A 24221-nucleotide genomic window follows, 5' to 3' on the forward strand; every position below is an offset into this window, starting at 1 on the left:
CTTTCACTGTCGGGAGAGCAGCGGCGGAGCCGCCTGCTCTCACCTCCAAGACGAGCGAGATCCTACGGAACCGACAAGGCGACGAAAATTATTCGCAAGGTTATTGCGCGGCGCTAGCGCGGCTGCGGCAGGAAACGGCCGTCCTGCCGGGCGGCGCCGAAATAGACCTCGATGCGCCGGACCTTGCCGGCGGCGAAGGTGAAGAACTCGGTGTTGCGAAAGCTCCTGCCATCCGTTGCCAGGCAGCAATAGGTGACAAAGGCCTCATCGCCCCGGACGAAAATCCGCTCGATGTCATGCCGCGCGATCCAGCCGCTGTCCCGCCAGCAGCGTTCGAAATAGGCCGCCTTGTCGAGGTCGTCGTCGAACGGACTGGTGAAGCGGAAGTCGTCGGCGAGCGCGTCGCTCACCCGCTGCCGGTCATTGGCGAGATAGGCGGCAAACAGGTTCCGGATCACGCGCTCATGGTCATCAGGCATCGATCTCTCCGTGGCAAGCATCCCTGTGGAAGACGATTGACGACCGCCCGCGCCGACAACGCACACGGGCTGAAGAAGCGGCCGCCTCAGGGTGACGGAGATAGGCTGTCGAGCGCCCTTCTTGCCGGAACGAAAGCGAAGTAAAAGGCGCTGGCCGCACGTAGCGGCTTCCGTTTCCGCCAGAAGGACAGACCAGCCCATGCCGCAGCCCCCGCAAAAAGTCGCCCTCGTCACCGGAGCCGCGCGCGGCATCGGGCTTGCGACCGCGAAGAAGTTCCTGGGCGAGGGCTGGCGCGTGGCGCTGCTCGACATCGAGGGCGAGTTGCTCGGCCGCGCCGTTGCGGAGATCGGCCAAAGCGAGGCGACGCTGGCACTGACCTGCGACGTCTCGGACGGTACCGCGGTCGCCGCCGCGATGACGGCGGTCGAGCGGCGCTTCGGCCGGCTGGACGCGCTGGTCAACAATGCCGGCATCGCCGTGTTCGCGCCGCTGATGGAGACGTCGGATGCCGACTGGCGCCGCGTGCTCGAGGTCAACCTCACCGGCCCGTTCCTCTGCACCAAGGCCGCCGTGCCCCTGATGCGCGACAGCGATGGCGGCGCCATCGTCAACATCACCTCGATCTCGGCGGTGCGCGCCTCGACGCTGCGCTCGGCCTACGGCACCAGCAAGGCCGGCCTTGCCCATCTGACGAAACAGCTGGCGGTCGAGCTCGCCTCGCAGAACATCCGCGTCAACGCGGTCGCGCCCGGACCGGTCGACACCGCGATGGCCAAGCAGGTGCATACAAAGGAGATCCGCGCCGATTATCACGACGCCATTCCGCTCAACCGCTACGGCCTGGAGGAGGAGCTCGCCGAAGCGATCTATTTCCTGTGCTCAGGCAAGGCGAGCTACATCACCGGCCAAATTTTGGCCGTCGATGGCGGCTTCGATGCGGCCGGCATCGGCCTGCCGACGCTGCGCGGGCAAAGGCGAAACGGGTAGAACCTTGTAGGGTGGGTTAGCACTGCGGCTGCGCGAAGCGCGGCCGCCGGGCGTAACCCACCTCTTTTCACGCGGCGAGAAAGATGGTGGGTTACGCAACGGACTGCGCTTCGCGCAGCCGTAGGGCTAACCCACCCTACCAAACCGAATTCGCGGAGAGCGCCATGCGACGCGTCATCCTCCTCACAGTCCTGTTGCTCGCATCCGCGCTCGCCGCCGCCACGCCCGCTGCCGCCGAAATCCGCATCATCCAGTCGCCGGGCGGACAGGTCGGGCCGTTCCTCGATCTGTTCGAGAAGGTGCGCGCGAGCGGCGAGCGTGTGGTGATCGACGGTCCCTGCCTGTCCGCCTGCACGCTGGTGCTGAGCATCGTGCCGGGCGATCGCATCTGCGTCACGAGGCGCGCCGTGCTCGGCTTCCACGCCGCGCGTTCGATCGACGGGCGCGGGCGCATCTATGCCGAGCCGGAAGCATCCGAAGCGGTGCTTGCCGCCTATCCCGGGCCGGTGCGCGACTGGATCAGCCGCCGCGGCGGTCTCAGCTCGCGGTTACTGCTGCTGAAGGGGCGCGATCTCGCCGCAATCTATCCGCGCTGCCGGTGACGCGTGGGCGACGCTGGCGCCGTGTGACTGCGATCGGCCCACCACTGTGCGGCGATTAGGCAGTTCGGCACAATTTCCCGTCCGCGCCCCTCAAATCCGCTCAAGCGCTTTGCAATGGCTGCACAATTTACGCGGTTTGCAGCTTTTCGCCGCGGTCTATGATGAATTTGGCCAGACTGAGGCCGCGGCGGCGTCACAATCTCAGCAGTGGTCACAGACTAGAATGGTTTTGCCTTTTCAAGATTGCTCATTTTCAAGCGGGTCGCGCGTCATGCAACCCATCGATTTTCGCTACCGCCTGTCGGATCAGGGACGGATCGTCCTCGGTCGACTGAGCTCCGAGGAAACCGTCGAGTTCGAATTGCTGTCGCGACGCGACCGCGAGGGCCTGATGGACCTCGCATCCGAGCTGCGGCTGCTCGAGCTCTATGTGAAATATGTCGGCTCGGACGCAGACGCCACGCTCGCGCCATCGCAACCCGAATGGCACGGCATCGCGCCGCCACGACGGGGGAGACCGACGCTCTCCCGCACCGCGCGACCGCGCAACTACATCGTCTCGATGCTTGTCATCGCAAGTGTCAGCTTCACGCTCATCGCACTGCTCGTGAGCTGACGGGCAAGCGCGGCGGCGACATTGCGCCGGTCACACGCTTCGTCGGTTCTAGAAGAACCTCTGGATCATCTGCGCCAGTTCCATGCTCGCGCAGATGAGCATACCCCAGAGTGCAAAGTTGATCTGTAGCGCCGCTGCCATCGGTCGCTCCCCTTCCAAGTCACGCCCATCCCAGTTTGTAGAATTTATGAATAAATGATTAGCGATTCTGACGCGCTGTTCACAGCCTATTATTGCGCCAGTTGTTGTGCGATGCGGGCCGCACCTCTCCACGAAGCGGCCGCACTGCTTTCGCAAAGTGATGTGAGAGCATGATTCCATATTCGGCCATGCCGGCCACATCGTTTCCCTTAAGTTCCATTTAACTGGCGCGATGCAATACTTCCCGAGCGGAATTTGCGTGTCGCGTACCGCTCCAAAGGCCCGGCATGATGCGACACGGCTTCTTCTTGCTCACTTTTTGCGCAGCGCTCATGGGGTGCGCGGTCGCACCGGCGCAGGAGCGTCGTCCGATCGCGTGGGACGGCCTCGGCCGCAATCCGAACCGCACTCACGTCACGAAGCAGCGCGCCGCCAGTCCCGCACTTGCGCAGGACAATCCCAATCAGGAGCGGGAAAGAGTGCTCGCCACCTTGCGTCCGTACTCCGAAGCGTGGTGGGCGGTCCATGACGAGATCGAAGCGGAGAACGACAAGCGGCTCGGCACCAAACTCGTGATCTGCCCCCGCTGCGTTCAGACCTCGCCGCCTGGCGAAGACGTGACCGGATCACTCCGGTGAGGGGCGCATAGGCCGGTCGCGTATGACGTGCCCGGCCTGGGCGCGTCCCTCACCTGCAATCATCGAGAGAGGCGCGCCCGCCGGTATTTCAGCTGATCGTGCCTGTCACATTCCCTCTGCGGGGCAGTTCACCATCCAGGGAATGCCGAACCTGTCGACGCACATGCCGAAGCCCTTGGCCCAGAAGGTCTTGCTGAAGCGCATGGTGACGGTGCCGCCGTCGGCAAGCGCGTTGAACTTGCGCTCGGCGTCCGCGACATCCGTGAACGTCAGCGAGACCGAAAAGCCCTGCGGCTTGTGAAAATGTTCGCCCGGCGCATCGGAGGCCATCAAGACGCTACCGTCGGGCAACGACATCCGCGCATGCATGATCATCTTCTCGCGGCCGGGTGCAGCCGGCATGTCCGGCGGCGCTTCGGATGCTCGCATCATCGCGTCGATCTTGCCGCCGAGAACCTTGGCGTAATAGGTGAACGCTGCTTCGCAGGTGTCCTGATAGAACAGATAGGGATTGAGCATCGTTTCTCTCCTCTTCCTTCCTTGGGCAGTGAGGCTCATTGTTTCTCGGTGAGCTTCTTCAGGCTCGCAAGGCCGGCCTCGAAATCCTTGCCGATCATGCTGTCCATGTTGATGAAGACCTGCATCACCTTGGACAGGAACGGGGCCGGACCGTACATCGCCCAGGTGACCAGAGTGGCATCGCCTTGCGGCACAAAGGTGAACTCGGCGGTGTTGTGGCCTTCGAAGGGCCGCTCGAAATCGAGCTTGATGCGGAGCTTTGACGGCGCGCTCGCCTCGAGGATCTCCATATGGCCGGCGCCGACATTGTTGTTGCCGTCCCAGGCATAGGTCGCGCCCTTGCCTGCCGCAGTTCCGGCAAAGGTTCGCTTCATCGCGGGATCGCGGTTCTCGTAAGGTGACCAGGCGGTCCAACGGTGGAAATCGGCGACTTGTGGGTAGATCGCATCCGCCGGTGCCTTCAGGGCGAGGCTGCGCTCGACGCGGAAGGTGTCGGGTTTTGTCAACGCGAAGACAAGGACTCCGGCGATGCCGACGGCGAGAACGATGGCGATGATGGAAAGGGCTTTCAGCATGAATGGCTCCCTGGATACGGGAATAAGACGAACGGGAACGGCGGGGGCCGACAATTGATGGAAGGTTTTTTGATCGTCACTCCGGGTCTGGTCCTTCGGACCATCCCGGAATGACGAGAATCGCATCACTTCACCTTCGCGCTTTCCTTTGCCTTCGGCTGGCTATCCCGGATCAGCCGGTCGAGATGCATGCGGATGTGGGCGGCTTCCGCGGAGGTGTTGGCCAGCGCGATGGCGCGGTCGAAGGCGACGCGCGCTTCGTCATTGCGGCCGAGCTGCATCAGGAAGGCGCCGCGCACGCCGTAGAAATTGAAGTAATTGGCGAGCTTCGGTGCCAGCGGCTCGATCAGGTCGAGCGCGGCCTGCGGCCCGCGCACCTTGGAGACCGCGACGGCGCGGTTGAGCGTCACCACCGGCGAAGGCTGCGCCAGCTCGAGCGCGCCGTAGAGCAGGTCGATCTGGGCCCAGTCGGTCTCCTCCGGCGTCGACGCACGCGCATGCAGCGCGGCGATCGCGGCCTGGATCTGGTACGGCCCGCTGCGGCGATGGCGCATCGCCTTGTCGATCAGCGCGAGCCCCTCCGCGATCATGGTGCCGTTCCACAGCGAGCGGTCCTGGTCGTCCAGCAGGATCAGCGAGCCGTCCGCGGCAAAGCGCGCGGCGCTGCGTGCATGCTGCAACAGGATGAGCGCAGTGAGCCCCATGATTTCAGGCTCGCTCGGGAATAGCCGCAGCAGCAACCGCGCCAGGCGGATCGCCTCCTCGCACAGCGGTGTGCGGATCGCCGCGGTGTCGCCACTCGCCGAATAGCCCTCGTTGAAGATCAGGTAGATCATCGCTGCGACGCCAGCGAGCCGCTCGGAGCGCTCGATTGCGCCCGGCGTCTCGAACGGCGTCGCCGCCTCAGCGACCTTCGCCTTGGCGCGCGTGATGCGCTGCTCCATCGCCGCCTCCGAGACCAGGAAGGCGCGGGCGATCTGCTTCACGGTGAGGCCCGAGACGATGCGCAAGGCCAGCGCGATCTGCTGCGTCGCCGGCAGCTGCGGATGGCAGCAGATGAACATCAGCCGCAGGATGTCGTCGCGATAATGCGAGCCGTCGAGCCGTTCGGCGAGCGCGCCCTCGGCGTCGTCGAGGTCGGAGATCGCCTGGTCGTCCTCGGGCAGCGGCTGCTGCTTGCGGGTCCGGCGCACCTCGTCGATCGCGACGTTGCGGCCGACCATGATCAGCCAGGCGGCGGGATCGCGCGGCGGCCCGTTCTGCGGCCAGGTTTTCAGCGCACGCAGGCAGGCGTTCTGGAAGGCTTCTTCGGCGGTGTCGAGATCGCGGAAATAGCGCAGCAGCGCGCCCACCGCCTGGGGTCGCGCCGAGGTCAGCGCAGTCTCGATCCAGGCGGTTTCGGTCTCGCTCACGTCAGGTTTCCTCCGGGCCGGAACACGCCGACGGGACGCACCTCATAGGCGCCGCCGGGGTTGGCCGCGCCCAGCTCGCGCGCGACGTCAAGCGCGTCGTCGAGGTTCTTGCAATCGACGATGTAGAAGCCGAGCAATTGCTCCTTGGTCTCGGCATAGGGACCGTCGAGCACGAGCGGAGGGTCCTCCTTGCGCAGGGTCGCCGCCGCCGTGGTCGGCAGCAGCCTCGCCACCGGCCCGAGCCGCCCCTGCCGGGTGAGCTTGTCCTGCACCACGGCGAGCTTCTTCATCACGGCCTCGTCCTGCTCCTTGCTCCAGGAGCCGACGAAGTCCTCATCGTGATAGCAAAGAATCGCATAAAGCATGGGCAGTACCTTCCCTGACCTCTTGTTCTGAAGACGGTCCAATATGCCCTGCTCCGACAGGGCTGCGGAAAAATTTTGCAAGAAAAATCCGGCAGATCGTGCCAAGGAGGGCCTTCAAAAGCGGAACCTTATGAGGCACTTCGAATGACCCTGGGCACACTGGCCGTCTTGATCAACAGCACGCAGCAGAACTGGCTGCCGGAGCGCTGGAAGGCCCGGTTCGATTCGGTCTGCGGCGGCCGCCGCGTGGTGCTGCTGCCCGATGCGGGGCTCGATCCGGCCGAGGTGCACTATGCGGCGGTGTGGAAGCCGGTGCCGGGCGATCTCGGCTCGTTCCCCAATCTTCGGGCCATCTTCAATCTCGGCGCCGGCGTCGATGCGCTGATGGCCGACAAGAGCCTGCCCGACGTGCCGCTGGTCCGCGTCGCCGTGCCCGACCTCACCAACCGCATGACCGAATATGTCGTGCTGCACGTTCTGATGCACCACCGCCAGGAGCTGTACCTGCGGGACTCGCAGCGCGCCAAGCGCTGGGAGCCGAAATATCAGTGGCCGGCAAGCGCCGTCACCGTCGGCATGATGGGCCTGGGTACGCTCGGCGCCGATGCGGCCGACGTGCTGCGGCGGCTCGGCTTCCGTGTCACCGGCTGGAGCCGCAGCCCACGCACGATCGAGGGCGTCGAATGCTTCCATGGCACTGCAGGCATGGACGCGTTCCTGCGCAAGACCGACATTCTGGTGTCATTATTGCCGCTGACACCGGACACGCACGGCATCCTCAACCGCGACGTTTTTGCAAAACTCAACCGCAAGGGCCCGTTCGGTGCACCCGTGCTGATCAATGCCGGCCGCGGCGGCCTGCAGAACGAAGCCGACATTCTCGCCTGCCTCGACGACGGCACGCTCGGCGCCGCCTCGCTCGACGTCTTCGTGCAGGAGCCGCAGCCGAAGGACAGCCGGTTCTGGACTCATCCCAAGGTGCTGCTGACCCCGCACAATGCCGCCGACACCGACGCCGAGGCGATCTCGGCCTATGTCGCCGAGCAGATCGCCAGATTCGAGGCGGGCGGCGCGCTGGAGAACGTGGTGGATCGGGTCAGGGGGTATTGAGGCCCCGCTAGCTCTACACGCTCAGTGTCGTCCCGGCGCAGGCCAGGCCTTCGCCGGGACGACACTGGTATTTGGGCAGCCACCCCGCCCCCACAACCACAGCGCTCCGCCGGTATCCTGTTCACCCTCTCTTAGCGAGAAGTTGATAGGCGTTCTTAACCAACGTTCAAAGAACGAGTCGGACATGCGGGCAAGCCTCGGCCTCAGGATGCGGATCACGGTTGCGCTGGCGGTGACAGCGGCGGCGACGGCGCTGATTGCGGTGCTCGGCGCGATGTGGATCATCGCGGGGATCATCGACCGCGCCGACCAGCGCGAGCTGCGCAGCCACTACGATGCCCTGCAATCGCGCATCGCCGAGGAATCGCATCGCGCCGCCGCGATGAGCGCCGTGGTGGCGGCAATGCCGGCGACGCAGGAGGCGATGGCGAAGCAGGACCGCGAGGCGCTGGTGCGCCTGTTTGGGCCGGTGTTCGCCGCCATCAAGACCGACTATGGCGTCGACCAGTTCCAGTTCCACGTGCCGCCGGCAGCCTCTTTCCTGCGCGTGCACCAGCCGGCGAAATTCGGCGACGACCTCTCCGGCTTCCGCAAGACCGTCGTCACCGCCAACCAGGACCGCAAGGTCGTGGTCGGACTCGAGGGCGGCGTGGCGGGGCTCGGCATCCGCGGCGTGGTGCCGATCGCGCAAGGGACCAAGCATCTCGGCACCGTCGAATTCGGCCTGACCTTCGGCCAGCCCTTCTTCGACGACTTCAGGACCAACCGCCACGTGGACGTCGCCTTCCATCTCGCCGATGGCTCGGGCTTCAAGCTGTTCGGCGGCACGCTGAAGGGCAAGAGCTTCTTCGACGCGGCCGATTACGGCCGCGCCACCGGCGGCGAGTTCACGGTGCGACAGGCCAGGCTCGATGCCACGCCTGTCGCCGCGCTGCTCGGACCGATCAGGGACTTTTCCGGCAAGCCGCTCGGCGCCGTCGAGCTCGTGATGGACAATGCCGATTACGAGGCCTCGGCCGACCGCGCCTGGTGGCTTTCGATCGGCATCGCCGCGCTGGGGCTCGTCCTCGCCGCGATCGTCGGCTATCTCATCGCCCGCAGCATCTCGCGGCCGATCCTGTCGATCACATCAGTGATGCGCGAGCTCGCGGACGGACGTCTCGATGTTGACGTCCCGGTCAGCAAGGCGAATGACGAGGTCGGCGCGATGGTGAAGGCAGTCGCGGTGTTCCGCGACAATGCGGTGAACTTTGGCAAGCTCCAGGCCGAGCAGCTCGAAGCCAAGGCGCAGTCCGAAGCGGAGAAGCGACGCGCCTTTGCCGCGCTGGCCGACAATTTCGAGGCCAGCATCCGCGACGTCGTCACCACGGTGTCCGCCGCGGCGGTCGAGATGGAGCACACCGCGCGCTCGATGTCGGCCATTGTCGCGCAGTCGCGTGAGCAGACCCGCACGGTCTCGTCGGCCTCGGCCCTGGCCTCGGAGAACGTGCAGACGGTGGCGGCGGCCGCGGAAGAATTGTCGTCATCGATGACCGAGATCAGCCGGCGGCTGGCGCATGCGACCGAGGTGGTCGGCAAGGCCGCCAGCGATGGACGGCAGTCGAACGCGCGGGTGCAAAGCCTCGCGGACGCCGCGCAGAAGATCGGCGACGTCGTCTCCTTCATCAACGGCATTGCGGGACAGACCAATCTTCTCGCGCTCAATGCGACGATCGAGGCGGCGCGCGCGGGCGAAGCCGGCCGCGGCTTTGCCGTGGTCGCCTCCGAAGTGAAGGCACTGGCGACCCAGACCGCGAAGGCGACCGAGGAGATCGGCGCACAGGTCACGGCCGTGCAGGGCGAAACGGCCGGCGCGGTTGACGGCATCCAGTCGATCTGCACGACGATTCAGCAGGTCGACGAAATCTCCGCGGCGATTGCCGCCGCCGTCGGGCAGCAGGGCACGGCGACGCAGGAGATCGCGCAGAACGTTCAGCAGGCCGCCGCCCGCACCGGCGAGGTCTCGCAGAACATCGCGGGCGTCACCGACGGCATCGCAGCCACCGGCACGGCCGCCGAGGAGGTGCTGGGTTCGGCGATCGAGCTGGCGAAGCAGTCGCAGCGGCTGCGCGATGAGGTCGACCGTTTCCTGGCGCAGATCCGCGCGGCGTAGCGGGACGACGTCGGGGAGATAGCGTGCCCCACTTACTCACTGTCGTCCCGACAGCTTAGGTCTTAGCGCCCGCCCCCACCATCACATCAATCGCGCCCTTCACGATCGCCTCGAGCTCCTTGCGCGGGACGCGCGCGCGCGAGCGGATGGCGATGGTGTGGACGGTGGCGGAGGCGACCTGCGCCAGCGCGATTGGATCGGCGCTCTCCGGCAACTCGCCTTTCTCCTTGGCGCGGCGGAAGCAGCTTGCAAAAGCCTTGTCGAGGCCAGTGAGGCCGTCGAGCACCATGGCGCGGATCTCGGGATCGCCGACGGCCTCGGAGGCCGCGGTCACGACCGTAAAGCAGCCGCGCGGACCGGTATCGCCCGAGAGATAGATGTCCAGCGCGGACGCGTAGATGCGCTCCAGCCGCTGGCGCAGCGGCATCTCCTGGCGAAAGATCTCGACCATGGAAGCGGCGGCCTCCTCGCGATAGCGCTGATAGCTCTTGATGTAGAGCTCGCGCTTGTCGCCGAAGGCGCCGTAGAGGCTCGGCCGGTTCATGCCGGTCGCTTCGCTGAGATCGTCGAGCGAGGTGGCCGCAAAGCCCTGCTTGCGGAACAGATCGAGCGCCTTGCCGAGCGCGACATCGGGCTCGTAGGCGCGGGGACGGCCGCGGCGCTTAGGTTCGCTGCGGCGCTCGGGTTCGCCGCGGCCCTCCGGCTGATTGGCAGCAACTGGCGGCTTCGATTTTTGTACCATTTCGCAAAATAATCCTTGACCACGGATATATTATGCAAGATGGTACAAAAATCAATCTGGCCAGGTTGAGCGACACCCAAAGAGGAATTGCCCAAGGAGGCTACAGATGGATCTTTATTTCTCGCCGCTCGCCTGTTCGATGGCGACGCGCGTCGCGCTGTATGAAGCCGGTGCCGAGGCGAATTATCTCGAAGTCGATCCGCCGACCAAGACCGTGCTGAACGACGGCTCCGACTTCCGCACCGTCAACCCGATCGGCCTCGTGCCGACGCTGCGCACCGACGAAGGCGTGGTGCTGACCGAGAACGCCGCGATCCTGCAATATGTCGCGGACCGTTTTCCGCAATCCGGCCTCGGCGCCGCGCAGGGCATCGACCGCACGCGCCTGCATCAATGGCTGTGCTTCATCGGCACCGAGCTGCACAAGGGTCTCTTCCTCCCCTTGCTCGACCGCAAGGCGCCGCAGGAAGCCAAGGCCTATGTGCTGGAGAAGAACCTGTCGCGGCTCGACTATCTCGACAATTACCTGAAAGGCCGCGACTTCCTGCTCGACCATTTCAGCGTGGCCGATGCCTATCTCGTTACGGTCATCAACTGGACCATGGCGACGCCGCCGATCGAGCTCGCGAAATGGCCGAACCTGAAGGCGTATTACGAGCGCTTGCGTCAGCGGCCGTCGGTCGCAAAGGCGATCGCGGAGGAGTTCGAGCTGTACAAGGCCGAGCTCGCGCGGAAGAAGGCGGCGGCGTAAGGCCAACGCCATCTCGGTATTTCGCGCGGCAGCGACGCCGTCCGGGCTCGGTCGGAACGGCGTCGTTTCGTCGTGCAGCTCGACTATCTCGGCGCCTGCAGCACGATCCCGTAGCGGCCGTAGATCCGGTCGATCGTGCCGTCGCGTCGCAGCCGCTCCACCGCGCCGTCGATGGCTTCGCGCAACGCATCGTCCGGACGGATCATGCCGACGGCGACGTTCCAGTTGAGATCGACGACGCTCTCGTCGCGATCGAGGATCCGGAGCGGCTTGTCCGGATGCGTCAGATTGAAATAGCTCGCCGCGGTGGGCGTGACAGCGGCGGCATCGATCTCATGGTTCGACACCGCCTCCAGGCTGTCGCTCTCGAAGCCGAAGGTCGACGTCGGCACGCGTCGTTGACCGATGATCATGGCTGCGATCGATCCAACCTGCACGCCCACCCTGGTCGCCCCGTTGAGGCTCCCGAACGAGGTGAGCGTGCTGGATGACGGCACCGCGAGCGCGACGCCCGTGCGATAATACGGTTTCGAGATCCTCAAGCGGGTTTCGCCCTGCGCTTCGCGGTCGGCGATGACGTCCAGAAGAATGTCACAGCCGGCGCTGCGCATCTGATACTGCGTGATGATCCAGTCGAGCCGGAGCGAGACACCGAGCTCGCGTGCCAGCAGCTGGCCCAGCTCGACCTGAAAGCCGGGCGGATCGCCGGCCTTGTGCGCAAAGGGAAGCGAATTGGGATGCGCGCACAGCCCGATCACGCCGCTCGAACGGATTGCGTCCAGGGTTCGCGCCGGCGCCGGTCCCGACAGAGCGATGGCGACAGCGACGATGGCCGGGGCGGATGCCTTCATTCCGTGTTCTCATCTGGATGGTCGGGCCTTGATGGATCAGGTCTTGGCGATTCAGCCCTCGCGCGGTTTCAAGGCGCGGATGTATTTGATGATCTGGTCGATCTGGGCGTCGGTGAAGGCGCCGTCGAATGCCGGCATCGCCCCCGGCTTGCCGTGCTTGATGCGGTCGCGAATGAAGTCGTCGTCGCGCGGCGAGTTCATCAGTTGCGGCCCCTTGCCGGCTGCCCGGCCACCGTCGGAGTGACAAAAGCCGCAAGTCCCCGCGAACACCTGCTCGACCTCGAGCGTCCCATTCTCGGGCGCCGGCGTCGCGGATTGTGCTTGAGCCATCACGGCGCACAGCAACGAGGCGGCCAGCCCCGCCGGAATCGTTTTCAAATGCAATCTCAACACGTCCGCTCCATTCCTGAATCACGCCGCCGCTTCGATCGACCGGGGAGCGGGCTTGCGCCCGCTTCCCGACGAGCGTTTACGGCAGACTATTTCAGGCTGAAGACGACGAGGGCACCGTCGTCACGCGGCATGCTCTTGTAGACGCCGCCGAAGTTCGGCGCATATTCGTCCGCCAGCATGCCGCCGAAGCCTGCGGTCACGGCGATGTATTGCTTGCCGCCAACGGAGTAGCTGACGATGCCGCCCTGGTGGCCGGTGCCGTTGTTGTGCTTCCACAGCTCGGCCCCGGTCTCGGCATCGTAGGCGTGAAGGACGCCGCGGGAATCAGGCACGAATACGAGATTGCCGGCGGTGGACAGCACGCTGCCGAGCGGCGGCTCGGGATAGCGAACTTCCCATTTCTTCGCGCCCGTGATGGGATCGCGCGCGTCGAGGTGTCCGTAGATCTCACCGCCAGGAGGCGGCGCCATCTTGAAATCGGCGCCGATGTTGAGCTGAACCTGCGGCGCGGTGACCGGCGTCGTCTTCTGTATATCGAGCGTCATGCACCATTCCTGGCCGATCTTGTAGTAGAGACCGGTCTTCGGGCTGTACGAGCCGGAATTCCAGCTGATGCCGCCGCCGATGAACGGACACAGCGGCGGTTCGGTAACCTTCCCGACCGGGAAATCGCGACGGCCGATCAACGCGCCGGTCTTGGGATCGATATCCTTGACGAAGTTGATGTTCTCGACCAACCGCCAGACGTTCTTCACGCCGAGATTGCGGTCGTAGACGAAGACGAAGCCGCCCTTGTTCGGATGAACCACGTATTTCTGGCCGTCTCGCTCGAGCATCACGAACTCGCCGACGGCGCTGTCGAAGTCCCAGGCATCGTGCGGCAGTTCCTGATGGTAGGATTTCAGCTTGCCGGTATCGATATCGAGAGCGATCACCGAACTCGTATAGAGGTTGTCGCCGGGACGCGCCCCTTGCGTCTTGTAGTCGGGGCCCGACCAGTCGTAGAGCGGCGCCGGGTTCGCGGTGCCCCACAGGATGGTGTTGGTCTCGGAATCGTAGGTGCCCGGCATCCAGCCGCCACCGCCGCCGGTGCGCCAGGAATCGTTGGCCCAGGTCTTCATGGCCTCATCGGTGCCTGCGACCGTCAGGAACTCCCACTTCTTCTTTCCAGTGGTGGCATCGACCGCGAAGATCGGGCCGCGGCCCGGCCATTCGCCGCCTTGCGAGCCGATAATCACGCTGCCCTTCGCGTAAAGCGGCGCGCCGGTGAAGCCGACCGTGAGCTTCTGCGAATCGATCAGCCTGGTCTCCCAGAGGACCTTGCCGGTCTTCGCATCGAGCCCGAAGAGACGACCATCCATCGTGCCGACGAAGACCTTGCCTTCGCCGAGAGCTACGCCGCGGTTGTAGGGAGAGTGGGTCTGCCGGCTGATGAGCGCCTCATCCAGCTCCGGAAAGAACGACCAGATGACCTCGCCCGTCGCGCCGTTCAGCGCGAAGACACGGCTGTAGGAACCCGAGTAGTACAGCACGCCGTCGGCCGCGAGCGGCATCGACTGCAGGCCGCGCGTCGATCGTCCTGGAACGTGCATCCAGGCGACGCCCAGATTGCCGACGTTGTTCGCATTGATCTGCGCGAGCGGGCTGTAATGATGGGACTTGTATGAACCGTGATAGGTGAGCCAGTCGTTCTGGCCGGCGCCCTCGATCCGGGCCGTATCCACGGTTTGGGCCAACGCCGCCGACGCCGCAAATGCTGCAACGGCGAGAACAGGTAAGCCCGAGTTGAGCCACTGCTTCCTCATGTGCACTTCCTCCCGCTTGGTGTTTATTGATTGCGTCTCGTGAACGCCGCTGCGAGGAATGTTTGCAGTTCAGTACGCGTCGATTGTCCTCCACCGGACATGAGCTGCCAACAAATGCCCCCTCTCCCGGCGCATGTCGCCAAGGAAGCCACGTTCACTGCCGTGATTGCTGTCGCACGTCTGCGCGCACAGCGTACGACGGATCACAGGAGGTGCAAAGACGGAATGCACGAGCGGAGCGAATTGGCGCGGGGAAGCGAATTGAAACGACAGCAGCGCTGACCGTTCGATCTCCATCGGATCGAAACGGCTATCCGTACAGCACCCGCGGCAGGATCGTGACGATGCCCGGCCACAGCGTCAGCAGCAGCACGAAGCCGACCATGATCATCAGGTACGGCATCGTGACGCGCGCGATGTAGCCGAGGCCGTCTTCGGTGAGGCCCTGGATCACGAACAGGTTGAAGCCGACCGGCGGGGTGATCTGCGCCATCTCGACGGCGAGCACGAGGAAGATGCCGAACCAGATCTCGTCGAATCCGGCGCCCTTCACGATCGGCAGCACGATCGGCAGCGTCATCACGATCATCGAGAAGCCGTCGAGGAAGCAGCCGAGGATCAGATAGAAGATGACCAGCACCACGATCAGCATGAACGGCGACAGGCCAAGCCCCTTGACGAAGGCGGCGACGGCCTGAGGAATACCGAGGAACGCCGCCGCATTGCCGAGGATCGAGGCGCCAAGCACGATCAGCGCGATCATCGAGCAGGTCACGACCGAGCCGATCAGCACGTCGCGCATCACCTGCTGCGACATCGAGCCCTGTGCCCAGGCAACCAGGCCCGCGCCGAGCACGCCGACGGCCGCAGCTTCCGAGGGCGTTGCGAGCCCGCCATACATCGAGCCGAGCACGCAGGCGATCAGGAACAGTGCCGGCGCGAGGTCCTTCAGTGCGGCGAAGCGTTCGCCCCACGGCACCTGCGAGAGCTTTGCTTCCGTCTCCGGTACCATCGCGGGATTGAGACTGGTGTGCAGCATCACCCAGCCCATGAAGGTCGCGGCGAGCAGCAGGCCGGGCAGCACGCCGGCCGTGAACAGCTTCAGGATCGAGACATCGCCGAGCACGCCGTAGATGATCATGATGTTGGACGGCGGGATCAGGAAGCCGAGCGTGCCGGCGCCGGCGAGCGAGCCGATCGCGATGTCGCGCGAATAGCCGCGGCGCAGCAGCTCGTTCAGCGACATTCGGCCGATCACCTGCGTGGTCGCGGCCGACGAGCCCGAGATCGCCGCGAAGATGGTGCAGCCGATCACGTTCACATGCAGCAGGCGGCCCGGCAGGAGCCCGGCCCAAGGCGCCAGGCCCTGGAACAGCGAGCGCGACAGGCGGGTGCGGAACAGCAATTCGCCCATCAGGATGAACAGCGGCAGCGCCAGCAGCTCCTGCGTGGTCAGGATGTTCCAGGCATATTGCGGCAGCAGCTTGTCGAGCGGGATCGAGCGGAACATCGCGAGCAGCAGCGTCGCGGTGAGCGCAAGCGTGAGGCCGATCCACAGGCCGCAGGCCAGCAGCGCAAACAGGATTGCGAACAGGGCGAAGACTTCGATGGTCATGCGATCTTGAATCCGGATGCGGGCAAAGCAGTCATTCGACGGGCGAGGCCTTCATGCGGTGATCCTCCAGCGGCAGGCCCAGCACCGCCTGGATCGCACGCGCCAGGAACTGGAGCGTGAGCAGCAGCATGCCGAAGGCGACGACGGCTTGCGGAAGCCACAGCGGCGTATCGCTCGAGGTCGAGACCTGGCCGCGCACGAACGCGCTCCAGGCGAACTTCGCCATGGCCGAGGTCAGGAACGCCATGAAGGCGAAGCCGGCCGCCGCCGAGAGGGTCTCGAGCGCGCGCTGCACCGGCGCTGGCACGTTCTTCAGCAGCAACACGACGCGGATGTGTCCGCCGACGCGCAGGGTCATGGCGGCGCCGAATGTGAAGGACGCCGCCATCAGGTAAGAAGAGTATTCCCACGCGATCGAGATGCTCGGCGGGAAGAACGGCAGGAAGTTCGACAGGAAGCGGGTTGCGACCTCGCACAGCATCAGCAGCGTCAGCATCAGGAGACAGCCGCCGCCGATCCAGCCGTCGAGCCGGCCGAGACGGTCGATGCCGTCGAGGATGATGCGCAGCGGCGCGGGCGCCGCGGCATTGAGGCTCTGCGGTGCTTCGGGCGAGACGCTCACCACTATCCCGCCCTCAGCCGCGCTTCATTTCGGCGAGATAGGCCCGCACCGGCTTGTCGGCCGCCGGCACGCGCTTGAGGAAGGCATCCAGCTGCGGCGCGGTCTTGGCCCGGATGTCCGTGATCATGGCCTCCGAGACCGGCACCACCTCCATGCCGCCTTCCTTGAGCCGGTTGAGACTGTCGACGTCGGCCTTGAGCGAGTTCGCCCAGAAGCCCGGCTCCATCTTCGCCGCGATATCAGAGACGAGCTTCTGTTGATCGGCGCTGAGTGCCTTCCAGGAGTCGAGATTGACGGTGAGCATCTGCGACGACCAGACATGGTTAGTCGGGTAGATGTATTTCAGGAATTCCCAGAACTTGCCGTCGACGCCCGACACAGCCGAGGTGGAGACGCCCGAGACGGCGCCCGATGCCAAAGCCGGGATCGTCTCGCCCCAGGGAATCATCACCGGCGCCATGCCGACCACGGCCAGCATGTCGACGGCGTTCTTGTCGGGCACGCGGATCTTGATGTTCTTGAGACCCTCGACGTCGGCGACCTTGACCTTGAGGTGCAGATACTGCGTCGGCCACGGCACGACGTAGAGGATCTTCTGGTTGTTGCGCGCGGCGACCTTCTCGTATTCGGGCCGCACATATTTGTGCAGCACCTTGAGCTCGTCCATCGAGCCGCACAGGAAGGGGATGCTCTCGACGCCCATGAAGGGCTCGTCGCCGACCTGCTGGATGTTGAGGACGTCGGCGAGCGGCACGAGGCCGTCGCGCACGGCGCGCAGGTGCTCGGGCCCCTTGAAGCCGAGCTGGCCGCCGGCCTTCACGGTGATGGCGACGGAGCCGCCGCTCTGCTTCTTCACCTCTTCCGCGAAGGCCATCGCGTTCTGGGTATGGAAGTTGCCGTCGGGCCAGACCGTCGACAGGTCCCAGCTTGTCGTCGCCGCCCGTGCGCGGGTGGAGATGTGGCCAGCGGCCAGCAGCGTCGCTGCGCCCGCAGTGAAATTACGTCGCGTGATCATGAACCCCCTCCGTTTGTTACCAGGCGCGCTGATGCATCAACGCGCGTACCCATAAACCGCAACTGCATTGTCCGAGGACACGAGACCGCTCGCGACGTCGTCGTTGACGGCCGCACGATCGCGCTCCCTGGGATCGCCGATGCCGGCGCCGCCGGGCGTCATCACGACCAGCCGGTCGTCCGGCGGCACCTGCTGAAAACCTTTGCCACGCAGCTTCTTGCCGGACTTGAGGCCGACATAGCCGGCCTCGCCGTTCTGGCCGCCATCGCGGCCACGGGGCGGATGATCGATGCGGTCGAACGCCGCAAGAATGTCGAACGGCGCATCGACGCCGCTGCCGACCTCGATGATCTGACCGAGGCCGCCGCGGGTGCGCCCTGCTCCGCCGGAATCCGGACGCAGCTCCTTGCGCCAGAAGATCAGCGGCGTCTGCGTCTCCGCGATCTCGACCGGCGTGCCGCGCACGCCGCTGGGATAGGCGGTCGCGGACAATCCGTCCTTGCCGAAGCGCGCGCCGGTGCCGCCATTGGAGGTCACCGCCATCGAGAACCCGTAATTGCCGCCAACGCCCGAGCGGGTCTGGCCGCGCACGTTGAGATTCCAGAGGCAGGACGTGCCTTCCGCCGGAACGCGCTCGGGAATGATCTGGCGCAGGCAGCCGAACACGACGTCGGGCAGCATCTGGCCGATGATGTGGCGCGAGGCCACCGGCGCCGGCTTCGGCGCATTGAGGATCGCGCCTGCGGGCGCCGACACCGTCAGTGGCGAGAGCGAGCCGGCATTGTTGGGAATCTGCGAGGCGACGACGCAGCCGAGGCCGAACACGGTGTAGGCCGTGGTGTAGGACAGGGGCACGTTGATGCCGAATTTTGACGCGACCGAAGTGCCGTCGAAATCGACGTGAATGCCCGTATCCGAGATCGTCAGCGTCGCCGCCAGCGTCACCGGCGCGTCATAGCCGTCGACCACCATGGTGTTGCGCCAACTGCCCTTCGGCAGCTTGGCGATCTCGGCGAGCACGGCCTCGCGCGAGCGGTCGCAGATGTAGTCGCCGAGCTCGTCGAGCGTATCGATGCCGAACTCGGTCATCATCTCGGCCAGGCGCTCGCAGCCGACGTCGTTGCAGCCGGCGAGCGAATAGGTGTCGCCCTCGGTGTCGATGGGCAGCCGCGTGTTGGTGCGGATCATCGCCATCAGCGTCTCGTTGACGACGCCCTGGTCGATCAGCTTCAGCATCGGGATGTAGAGCCCCTCCATGAACACGTCGGTGGCGTCAGGCCCGAAGCCGATGCCGCCGATGTCCATGAGGTGGCTGGTGCAGGAGAACAGCGCCACCGGCTTGCCGTCCTTGAAGCAGGGCGTGGTGACGACGAAGTCGTTGAGATGGCCGGTGCCCATCCAGGGATCGTTGGTGATGTAGGCATCGCCCTCCTTCATCGTCTCGATCGGAAAGTGGTCGATGAAGTGCTTGACCGATTCCGCCATCGAGTTGACGTGGCCGGGCGTGCCGGTCACCGCCTGCGCCAGCATGCGGCCCCCGAGGTCGAACACGCCGGCCGAGAGGTCGCCGCATTCGCGCACGATCGGGCTGAACGCGGTGCGCAAAAGCACCTGCGCCTGCTCCTCGACCACGGCAATCAGCCGGTGCCACATGATCTGAAGGTCGATCAGGCTCGCGCCATTTGCCTTGCTCATGATCAGGCCGCCTTTCGTTCCATGACGATGCTGCCGGCACCGTCGATATGCGCGTCAAAACTGGTCGAGACAAAAGTGGACGTCTCGTCTTCCGCGATCACGGCCGGGCCGGCGATGGTCGCCCCGGGCGCCATGTCCTCACGGCGATAGAGCGGGATCTCGATCACCTCGCCTGCGCGGCCGTCGAAGAATTTGCGGCTGCCAGACGCCTTGGCCGTGGGCTTGCGCGCGACCGCCGCAACGGCGGGCGGATTGCGCGCCTCGGTGGTGGCGAGCACCGACCAGCTCAACACCTCGATCGCCGCGCCCGGGATCGGACGCTCGAACATCGCGGAATAATCCGCCTCGAACTTCTGGCGCAGGCCGGCGAGATCGGCTGAGGTCAGCGGCCGGTTCGGCAGCTCGACGGTGATCTCGTGGCCCTGGCCGACATAGCGCATGAAGGCCGCGCGGCGCTCGCGCACCGGCGCGCCGGCAGCACCGGGCTCGACCAGCGCACGCGCCTCGGTCGCCATCTCCTGCAAGAGATCGGAGACGGCCTTGGTGTCGAAATCGTCGAGCCGGACGTGACGGCTGCGCACCAGCTCATAGGCGATGGGCGCCGCCAAGAATCCGACCGCCGAGCCGACGCCGGCATTCGACGGCACGATCACGCGGGAGACGCCGATCTTCTCGGCAACGCGCGCCGCGTGCAGCGGCGCAGCGCCGCCGAAGGCGATGAGCGTGTGCTGGCCGACGACGGCGCCGCGCTCGACCGCATGCACGCGCGCCGCGCTCGCCATGTTCTCGCAGACGACCTCATGCACGGCATAGGCCGCCGTCTCCGCCGACAGGCCGAGTGCCTCACCGACATCGCGCAGCAGCGCCTGTTTCGACAGCTCCGGGTCGAGCTTGATCGTGCCGCCTGCAAAGGCATCGGGATCGATCATGCCGAGCGCGACGTCCGCATCTGTCACGGCCGGACGCTGGCCGCCGCGACCGTAACAGGCGGGGCCAGGCTCCGACGAGGCGCTCTCCGGGCCGACGGTGACGCGCTTCATCGCGTCGACATGGGCAATCGAGCCGCCGCCCGCGCCGATCTCGACCATCTCGATCACGGGGATACGCACCGGCAGGCCGGAGCCCTTGAGGAAGCGCGCGGCGCGATCGACCTCGAACACGCGCGAGGTCTCCGGCTGGTATTTTTCGATCAGGCAGATCTTTGCCGTGGTGCCGCCCATGTCGAAGGAGAGCACCTTGCTCTCCCCTAACCGTGCCGCGATCTGCGCCGCGAAGATCGCCCCGCCCGCAGGACCGGATTCGACGAGACGCACCGGAAAGCGCCGCGCCGTCTCGATCGAGGTGACGCCGCCGCCCGACGTGACGAGGTAGATCGCGCCGCGAAACTGCTCGACCTGCAGGGCATCGGCCATGCGGGCGAGATAGCCGTCGATCAGGGGTTGCACATAGGCGTTCGCAACCGCCGTGGAGGTGCGCTCATATTCGCGGATCTCCGGACACACGGCCGACGACACCGTCACCGAAATGCCAGGCATCTCCTCACCGATGATCGCGGCCGCGCGGCGCTCATGTTCGGGATTCGCGTAGGAGTGCAGGAAGGCGATCGCGACGCTCTCGACGCCCAGCTCGCGCAATTTCGGCGCGAGTGCGCGCACCGAGGCTTCGTCCAGCGGGAGGCGGACGGCGCCATGGGCGTCGATACGCTCGGGCACGGTGAAGCGGAGGCTGCGCGGCGCCAGCGGCTTCGGCTTGTCGATGGTGAGATCGTACTGGTCGTAGCGGCTCTCGGTGCCGATATCGAGCACGTCGCGAAAGCCGTCGGTCGCGATCAGCGCCGTCCTGGCGCCGCGGCGCTCGATGATCGCGTTGGTCGCGAGCGTCGTGCCGTGAATGAAGACGTCGATATCGCTGATATGGGCGCGAGCATCGGCGAGGATGAGGCGCATGCCGTCCAGCACCGCCTGCTCGGGGCGCTGCGGCGTGGTCAGCACCTTGCGCGTCTTGCGGTCCAAACCCACGTCCAGCACGATGTCGGTGAACGTGCCACCGATATCCACGGCAAGCCGCACCTCGGCTCCCTCAAGCATTCCAAATTCTCCGCGCTGATCGTCAAGACTGGGTCCAAAAACGCAGCAATTTCCGTGCCATGAGGCATGCCGGCAATGCTGCGCCCAGCCATTCTGCGCGGCACCTATGCAATAGGCAAGGCGTGTTCGCCGCCTGCGCGATCAGAGCAGGAATGCAAGCGCCGCTTCGCAGCGCTCCTCGACCTTCAGTGTCAGGAGATCGTCGGCACGGGTGCGTCGAAACTTCAGTCCGTCACTGTCATGACCGGTTTGGCAACGCGCGGATGAAATCGACGAGCGCGGCGCTCACCTCGCCAGGCCGCTCCTGCTGGGTCCAATGGCCGCAGCCGGGCAGCATCTGAATCTTGCGCAAGCCTGGAACGAAATTCTTCTGGTTTGCCAGCAACTGGTCCGTTCCGGGGAACGAAAGCAGGAAGTCACGATCTCCAGCGATGTACAGTGCCGGTATCGACACCTGCAGGCCGGCCAATGCGCCCGTGATTTCCCAGTTGCGATCGATGTTGCGGTAATAGTTGAGCGCGCCACGAAAGCCGGTTCGCTTGAATTCCTCGCTGTAATAATCGATGTCGCTCTCGCTGATCCAGGACGGCAGAGTCGCCGGCGCGCCGGGCCCTTGCAGGAAGCCGCCGCCCTTCGGCACCATCCCAAGATTCGGCGCAGGCCCACCAGCAGCAGCCGCGGCGCGCGCCGCAGCCACGCCATCGCCGGATGCGCCAAACAACATGTTGCGAATAGTCGCTCGCGGATCGCGTCCAAGTTCCGCGTCCGCAGGACCCGGCTCCTGGAAATAGAGCTGATAGAATTGCGCAGTCTCGGTGCGCGGCATCAGACTGGTCGGCACGGCCTTGGCGCGCGGACGGAACGGCACGCTGAGCGCTACGATCGCCCTGAAGCGGTCCGGCCGCGTGAGCGCTGCCTGCCAGGCGACGCTGGCGCCCCAGTCGTGACCGACAATGACGGCGGTCGGCGCACCCAACGCATCGAGAATGCCGACCATGTCGCCGACGAGATGCAGGATCGTATATTGGTCGATCGCCTGCGGCGCGTCGCTCTTGCCGTAGCCGCGCATGTCGGGCGCGACGACACGGAATCCGGCGGCAGCAAGGTCCTCGATCTGATGCCGCCAGGAGTACCAGGTCTCGGGGAAACCGTGGACCAGCAGGACCAGCGGCCCTTCGCCCCGTTCGGCAATGTTGATGCGGATTCCGTTGGCTTCGATGATTCGTTGCGTCGTCCTGGTCATCTTTTCATCCCGTTCCGCAGTCGCTGCAAAGGCGCTTGATGACACTGCGCGCGGCGCCGCTTGCAGTGCGAGCGGGGCCAGGGTCGCAGCCAGAAATCGTCGTCTGTCCATGAGGATTCCTCCCGGTCAGGCGGTGGCCTTCCCGGCGGGCGCCAGCAACTCGGACTGCCGCTCGCGAACAAATTGCTCGAACGTCTTCGGCTCAGCGCCGCCGATCTTCTCGATCGTGTCGGTGACGGCGAAACGCGCGTTCTCGGCCGAGAGCCGGGCGGACCGCAGCGACTTCCAGAGCGAGGAGAGATGCTCGACCGCGTGCGCGTTCCAGCCGCGCGAGTGAACCTCGTCGCGCCACGCCTCGTCGCTGATCTCTTCGTAGTGGACGTCCCTGTCGAAGACGTGCGCGAACGCTCGGACGATGTCGCCCACGGAATTGACGCTCCCGATGATGGGATACGCGGATCCCGCAGCTTGCTCGGGACCTGCGAGCAGACCGACGGCGACCCGCGCCACGTCCTCGGCCGAGATCAACGGCAGAATGGTGCCTTCGTCGCCGAGCGGCAGGCGGATGGCACCGCGTTCCGGCAGGTTGGCGCCGACAAGACGCGCCACGTTCTCGTAGAACACCGTGGCCCGCAGATGCAGCGGCCCGCCGCCGGCCCATTCGAAGACCTGTTCGGACAGATAGTTCTGCCGCATGCGCGGTGTCGGCGCATCGATCGACGACTGGTACATCACGAGATTGACGAGCCGGGAAACGCCATGCCGGCGCGCCGCGAACGCCATCGCGGCGGTTGCTTCCGCCAGTCCATCCTGGACCGGGTAGGCAAAATAGATCGATGAGACGCCTTTCGCTGCCTGTTCAACGGAGCGGACGTCGAGAAAATCGCCGACGAATATCTCCGCGCCGAGCGACTTCAGCCGATCGGAACGGCTATCGATTTGACGCACGAACGCACGGACGTGATGACCGCGGCGAAGCAGCATTTCGGACACGTGCCGGCCGGTCTGGCCTTGGGTACCCCCTGCCGCGGAGGTCACGAGGATTGTCTCTGTCATCGTCTCGATCCTTTCCCGTTTCACTTCTTTCTGGTACGATACGGTACCACGCAAAGATCGATATGGTACCGCATGGTACCGAGTCAAGGGGAAGCAAGGAGAAGATTGCGTCCATGAGTCCGAAGACAGAGCCGCCCGGGGAAGACGCTGAAGGCCTTGAAGTCCGGAAGCGGATCCTGGGCGCAGCGCTTTCCGCGTTCATGGAGGGCGGCTATGCGCAGACCAGCACCCTGGAGATCGCGACGCGCGCACGCGTGTCAAAGCGCGAGCTCTACTCCCTGTTCGGCAACAAGGAGGCCATGCTGGTCGCCTGCATCACCGAGCGCGCTCAGCGGATCAAGGCTCCGGCAGACCTGCCGGCGATCCACGACAGAGAGATGCTGGCGAAAGTGCTCAGCGCGTTCGGGACGAAGCTTCTGACGGAAACAACCGACCCGGTCGTCGTCGCCGTGTTCCGGCTGGCGGTATCCGAAGCCGTCAATGCACCAAAGGTCGCGCATGCGCTGGACAGCATCGCCCGCAAGCCAACCCGCGACTCGCTCCGGACAATCATGGCCAACGCCAGATCGACGGGTCTCCTTGCCGGTGAGCCCGATGCGATGACCCAGACCTTCCTGGGACTGTTGTGGGGAGACTTGATGACGGGTCTGCTGTTGCAAGCCATCAATCGCCCAAGCACCAGCGAGATCGCGCGGCGCGCGAGCGAGGCGTCAACGGCGTTCTTGAGACTCTATCCGAAGCCCGGCTAA

The 24221-nt window shown here is 65.3% G+C and carries 24 protein-coding genes; 8 read left to right on the forward strand and 16 right to left on the reverse strand.

Going from position 1 to position 24221, the window contains the following annotated elements:
- Positions 1 to 113: 113 nt before the first annotated feature.
- Positions 114 to 479: a nuclear transport factor 2 family protein gene (locus GGD63_RS33975; RefSeq protein WP_183248728.1), complete on the reverse strand. Its 366-nt coding sequence runs from the start codon at positions 477 to 479 to the stop codon at positions 114 to 116.
- A 199-nt stretch (positions 480 to 678) separates the two neighbouring features.
- On the opposite strand from GGD63_RS33975, the gene GGD63_RS33980 reads away from it, so the two are divergent.
- The 4 genes from GGD63_RS33980 (at position 679) to GGD63_RS33995 (ending at position 3464) form a co-directional block, all read left to right on the forward strand.
- Positions 679 to 1467 carry an SDR family NAD(P)-dependent oxidoreductase gene (locus tag GGD63_RS33980; protein WP_183248729.1) on the forward strand — a complete coding sequence of 263 codons (789 nt, stop codon included), beginning with the start codon at positions 679 to 681 and terminating at the stop codon, positions 1465 to 1467.
- A 164-nt stretch (positions 1468 to 1631) separates the two neighbouring features.
- A complete protein-coding gene (locus GGD63_RS33985) occupies positions 1632 to 2069 on the forward strand; it encodes a hypothetical protein (RefSeq protein ID WP_183248731.1) in 438 nt (145 codons plus the stop codon).
- Positions 2070 to 2340: 271 nt separating this feature from the next.
- Complete coding sequence (locus tag GGD63_RS33990; RefSeq protein WP_183248733.1) at positions 2341 to 2685, forward strand: hypothetical protein; 345 nt, start codon at positions 2341 to 2343, stop codon at positions 2683 to 2685.
- A gap of 428 nt (positions 2686 to 3113) precedes the next feature.
- Positions 3114 to 3464, forward strand: a complete 351-nt coding sequence (locus tag GGD63_RS33995; RefSeq protein WP_183248735.1) for a hypothetical protein — start codon at positions 3114 to 3116, stop codon at positions 3462 to 3464.
- Positions 3465 to 3569: 105 nt separating this feature from the next.
- Here the strand turns inward: GGD63_RS33995 and GGD63_RS34000 are convergent, their stop codons facing one another.
- From GGD63_RS34000 to GGD63_RS34015, 4 genes are all read right to left on the reverse strand, one after another.
- On the reverse strand, positions 3570 to 3983 hold the full coding sequence (locus GGD63_RS34000) for a VOC family protein (protein WP_183248737.1): 414 nt from the start codon (positions 3981 to 3983) through the stop codon (positions 3570 to 3572).
- 35 nt (positions 3984 to 4018) lie between these two features.
- The gene (locus GGD63_RS34005; protein ID WP_183248739.1) at positions 4019 to 4558 is read right to left on the reverse strand and encodes an SRPBCC family protein; all 540 of its coding nucleotides are present in this window, start codon (positions 4556 to 4558) and stop codon (positions 4019 to 4021) included.
- A 125-nt stretch (positions 4559 to 4683) separates the two neighbouring features.
- On the reverse strand, positions 4684 to 5970 hold the full coding sequence (locus GGD63_RS34010) for an RNA polymerase sigma factor (protein WP_183248741.1): 1287 nt from the start codon (positions 5968 to 5970) through the stop codon (positions 4684 to 4686).
- The gene (locus tag GGD63_RS34015) at positions 5967 to 6335 is read right to left on the reverse strand and encodes a YciI family protein (RefSeq protein WP_157283793.1); all 369 of its coding nucleotides are present in this window, start codon (positions 6333 to 6335) and stop codon (positions 5967 to 5969) included. Before GGD63_RS34015 ends, GGD63_RS34010 begins: the two co-directional genes overlap by 4 nt.
- A gap of 144 nt (positions 6336 to 6479) precedes the next feature.
- Here GGD63_RS34015 and GGD63_RS34020 point away from each other — a divergent pair, with 144 nt between their 5' ends.
- Positions 6480 to 7445: a glyoxylate/hydroxypyruvate reductase A gene (locus GGD63_RS34020; RefSeq protein ID WP_183248743.1), complete on the forward strand. Its 966-nt coding sequence runs from the start codon at positions 6480 to 6482 to the stop codon at positions 7443 to 7445.
- Between the two features lie 184 nt (positions 7446 to 7629).
- Positions 7630 to 9597, forward strand: a complete 1968-nt coding sequence (locus GGD63_RS34025) for a methyl-accepting chemotaxis protein (protein WP_183248745.1) — start codon at positions 7630 to 7632, stop codon at positions 9595 to 9597.
- A gap of 55 nt (positions 9598 to 9652) precedes the next feature.
- Here the strand turns inward: GGD63_RS34025 and GGD63_RS34030 are convergent, their stop codons facing one another.
- Entirely contained in the window at positions 9653 to 10339 is a 687-nt protein-coding gene (locus GGD63_RS34030; RefSeq protein WP_183248747.1) for a TetR/AcrR family transcriptional regulator, read from the reverse strand.
- Between the two features lie 106 nt (positions 10340 to 10445).
- Between GGD63_RS34030 and GGD63_RS34035 the strand changes: the two genes are divergently transcribed.
- The gene (locus GGD63_RS34035) at positions 10446 to 11090 is read left to right on the forward strand and encodes a glutathione binding-like protein (RefSeq protein ID WP_183248749.1); all 645 of its coding nucleotides are present in this window, start codon (positions 10446 to 10448) and stop codon (positions 11088 to 11090) included.
- An 83-nt stretch (positions 11091 to 11173) separates the two neighbouring features.
- Here the strand turns inward: GGD63_RS34035 and GGD63_RS34040 are convergent, their stop codons facing one another.
- The 10 genes from GGD63_RS34040 to GGD63_RS34085 form a co-directional block, all read right to left on the reverse strand.
- Positions 11174 to 11941, reverse strand: a complete 768-nt coding sequence (locus tag GGD63_RS34040) for an ABC transporter substrate-binding protein (protein WP_183248751.1) — start codon at positions 11939 to 11941, stop codon at positions 11174 to 11176.
- A 51-nt stretch (positions 11942 to 11992) separates the two neighbouring features.
- Positions 11993 to 12319, reverse strand: a complete 327-nt coding sequence (locus GGD63_RS34045) for a cytochrome c (protein WP_246785768.1) — start codon at positions 12317 to 12319, stop codon at positions 11993 to 11995.
- Between the two features lie 101 nt (positions 12320 to 12420).
- The gene (locus tag GGD63_RS34050) at positions 12421 to 14139 is read right to left on the reverse strand and encodes a PQQ-binding-like beta-propeller repeat protein (RefSeq protein WP_183248755.1); all 1719 of its coding nucleotides are present in this window, start codon (positions 14137 to 14139) and stop codon (positions 12421 to 12423) included.
- A 310-nt stretch (positions 14140 to 14449) separates the two neighbouring features.
- A complete protein-coding gene (locus GGD63_RS34055; RefSeq protein WP_183248757.1) occupies positions 14450 to 15754 on the reverse strand; it encodes a TRAP transporter large permease in 1305 nt (434 codons plus the stop codon).
- A gap of 31 nt (positions 15755 to 15785) precedes the next feature.
- Entirely contained in the window at positions 15786 to 16379 is a 594-nt protein-coding gene (locus GGD63_RS34060) for a TRAP transporter small permease subunit (RefSeq protein ID WP_183248759.1), read from the reverse strand.
- Positions 16380 to 16389: 10 nt separating this feature from the next.
- Positions 16390 to 17391, reverse strand: coding sequence for a TRAP transporter substrate-binding protein (locus tag GGD63_RS34065; RefSeq protein WP_183248761.1), 1002 nt, complete (start codon positions 17389 to 17391; stop codon positions 16390 to 16392).
- Positions 17392 to 17427: 36 nt separating this feature from the next.
- A complete protein-coding gene (locus GGD63_RS34070; RefSeq protein WP_183248763.1) occupies positions 17428 to 19086 on the reverse strand; it encodes a hydantoinase B/oxoprolinase family protein in 1659 nt (552 codons plus the stop codon).
- A 2-nt stretch (positions 19087 to 19088) separates the two neighbouring features.
- Positions 19089 to 21173: a hydantoinase/oxoprolinase family protein gene (locus GGD63_RS34075; protein ID WP_183248765.1), complete on the reverse strand. Its 2085-nt coding sequence runs from the start codon at positions 21171 to 21173 to the stop codon at positions 19089 to 19091.
- 238 nt (positions 21174 to 21411) lie between these two features.
- On the reverse strand, positions 21412 to 22416 hold the full coding sequence (locus GGD63_RS34080) for an alpha/beta fold hydrolase (protein WP_183248767.1): 1005 nt from the start codon (positions 22414 to 22416) through the stop codon (positions 21412 to 21414).
- Positions 22417 to 22542: 126 nt separating this feature from the next.
- Positions 22543 to 23472 carry an NAD(P)H-binding protein gene (locus GGD63_RS34085; protein WP_183248769.1) on the reverse strand — a complete coding sequence of 310 codons (930 nt, stop codon included), beginning with the start codon at positions 23470 to 23472 and terminating at the stop codon, positions 22543 to 22545.
- 113 nt (positions 23473 to 23585) lie between these two features.
- On the opposite strand from GGD63_RS34085, the gene GGD63_RS34090 reads away from it, so the two are divergent.
- Complete coding sequence (locus GGD63_RS34090; protein ID WP_183248770.1) at positions 23586 to 24221, forward strand: TetR/AcrR family transcriptional regulator; 636 nt, start codon at positions 23586 to 23588, stop codon at positions 24219 to 24221.

The sequence above is a fragment of the Bradyrhizobium sp. cir1 genome, assembly GCF_014198245.1.
Classification (GTDB): Bacteria; Pseudomonadota; Alphaproteobacteria; order Rhizobiales; family Xanthobacteraceae; genus Bradyrhizobium.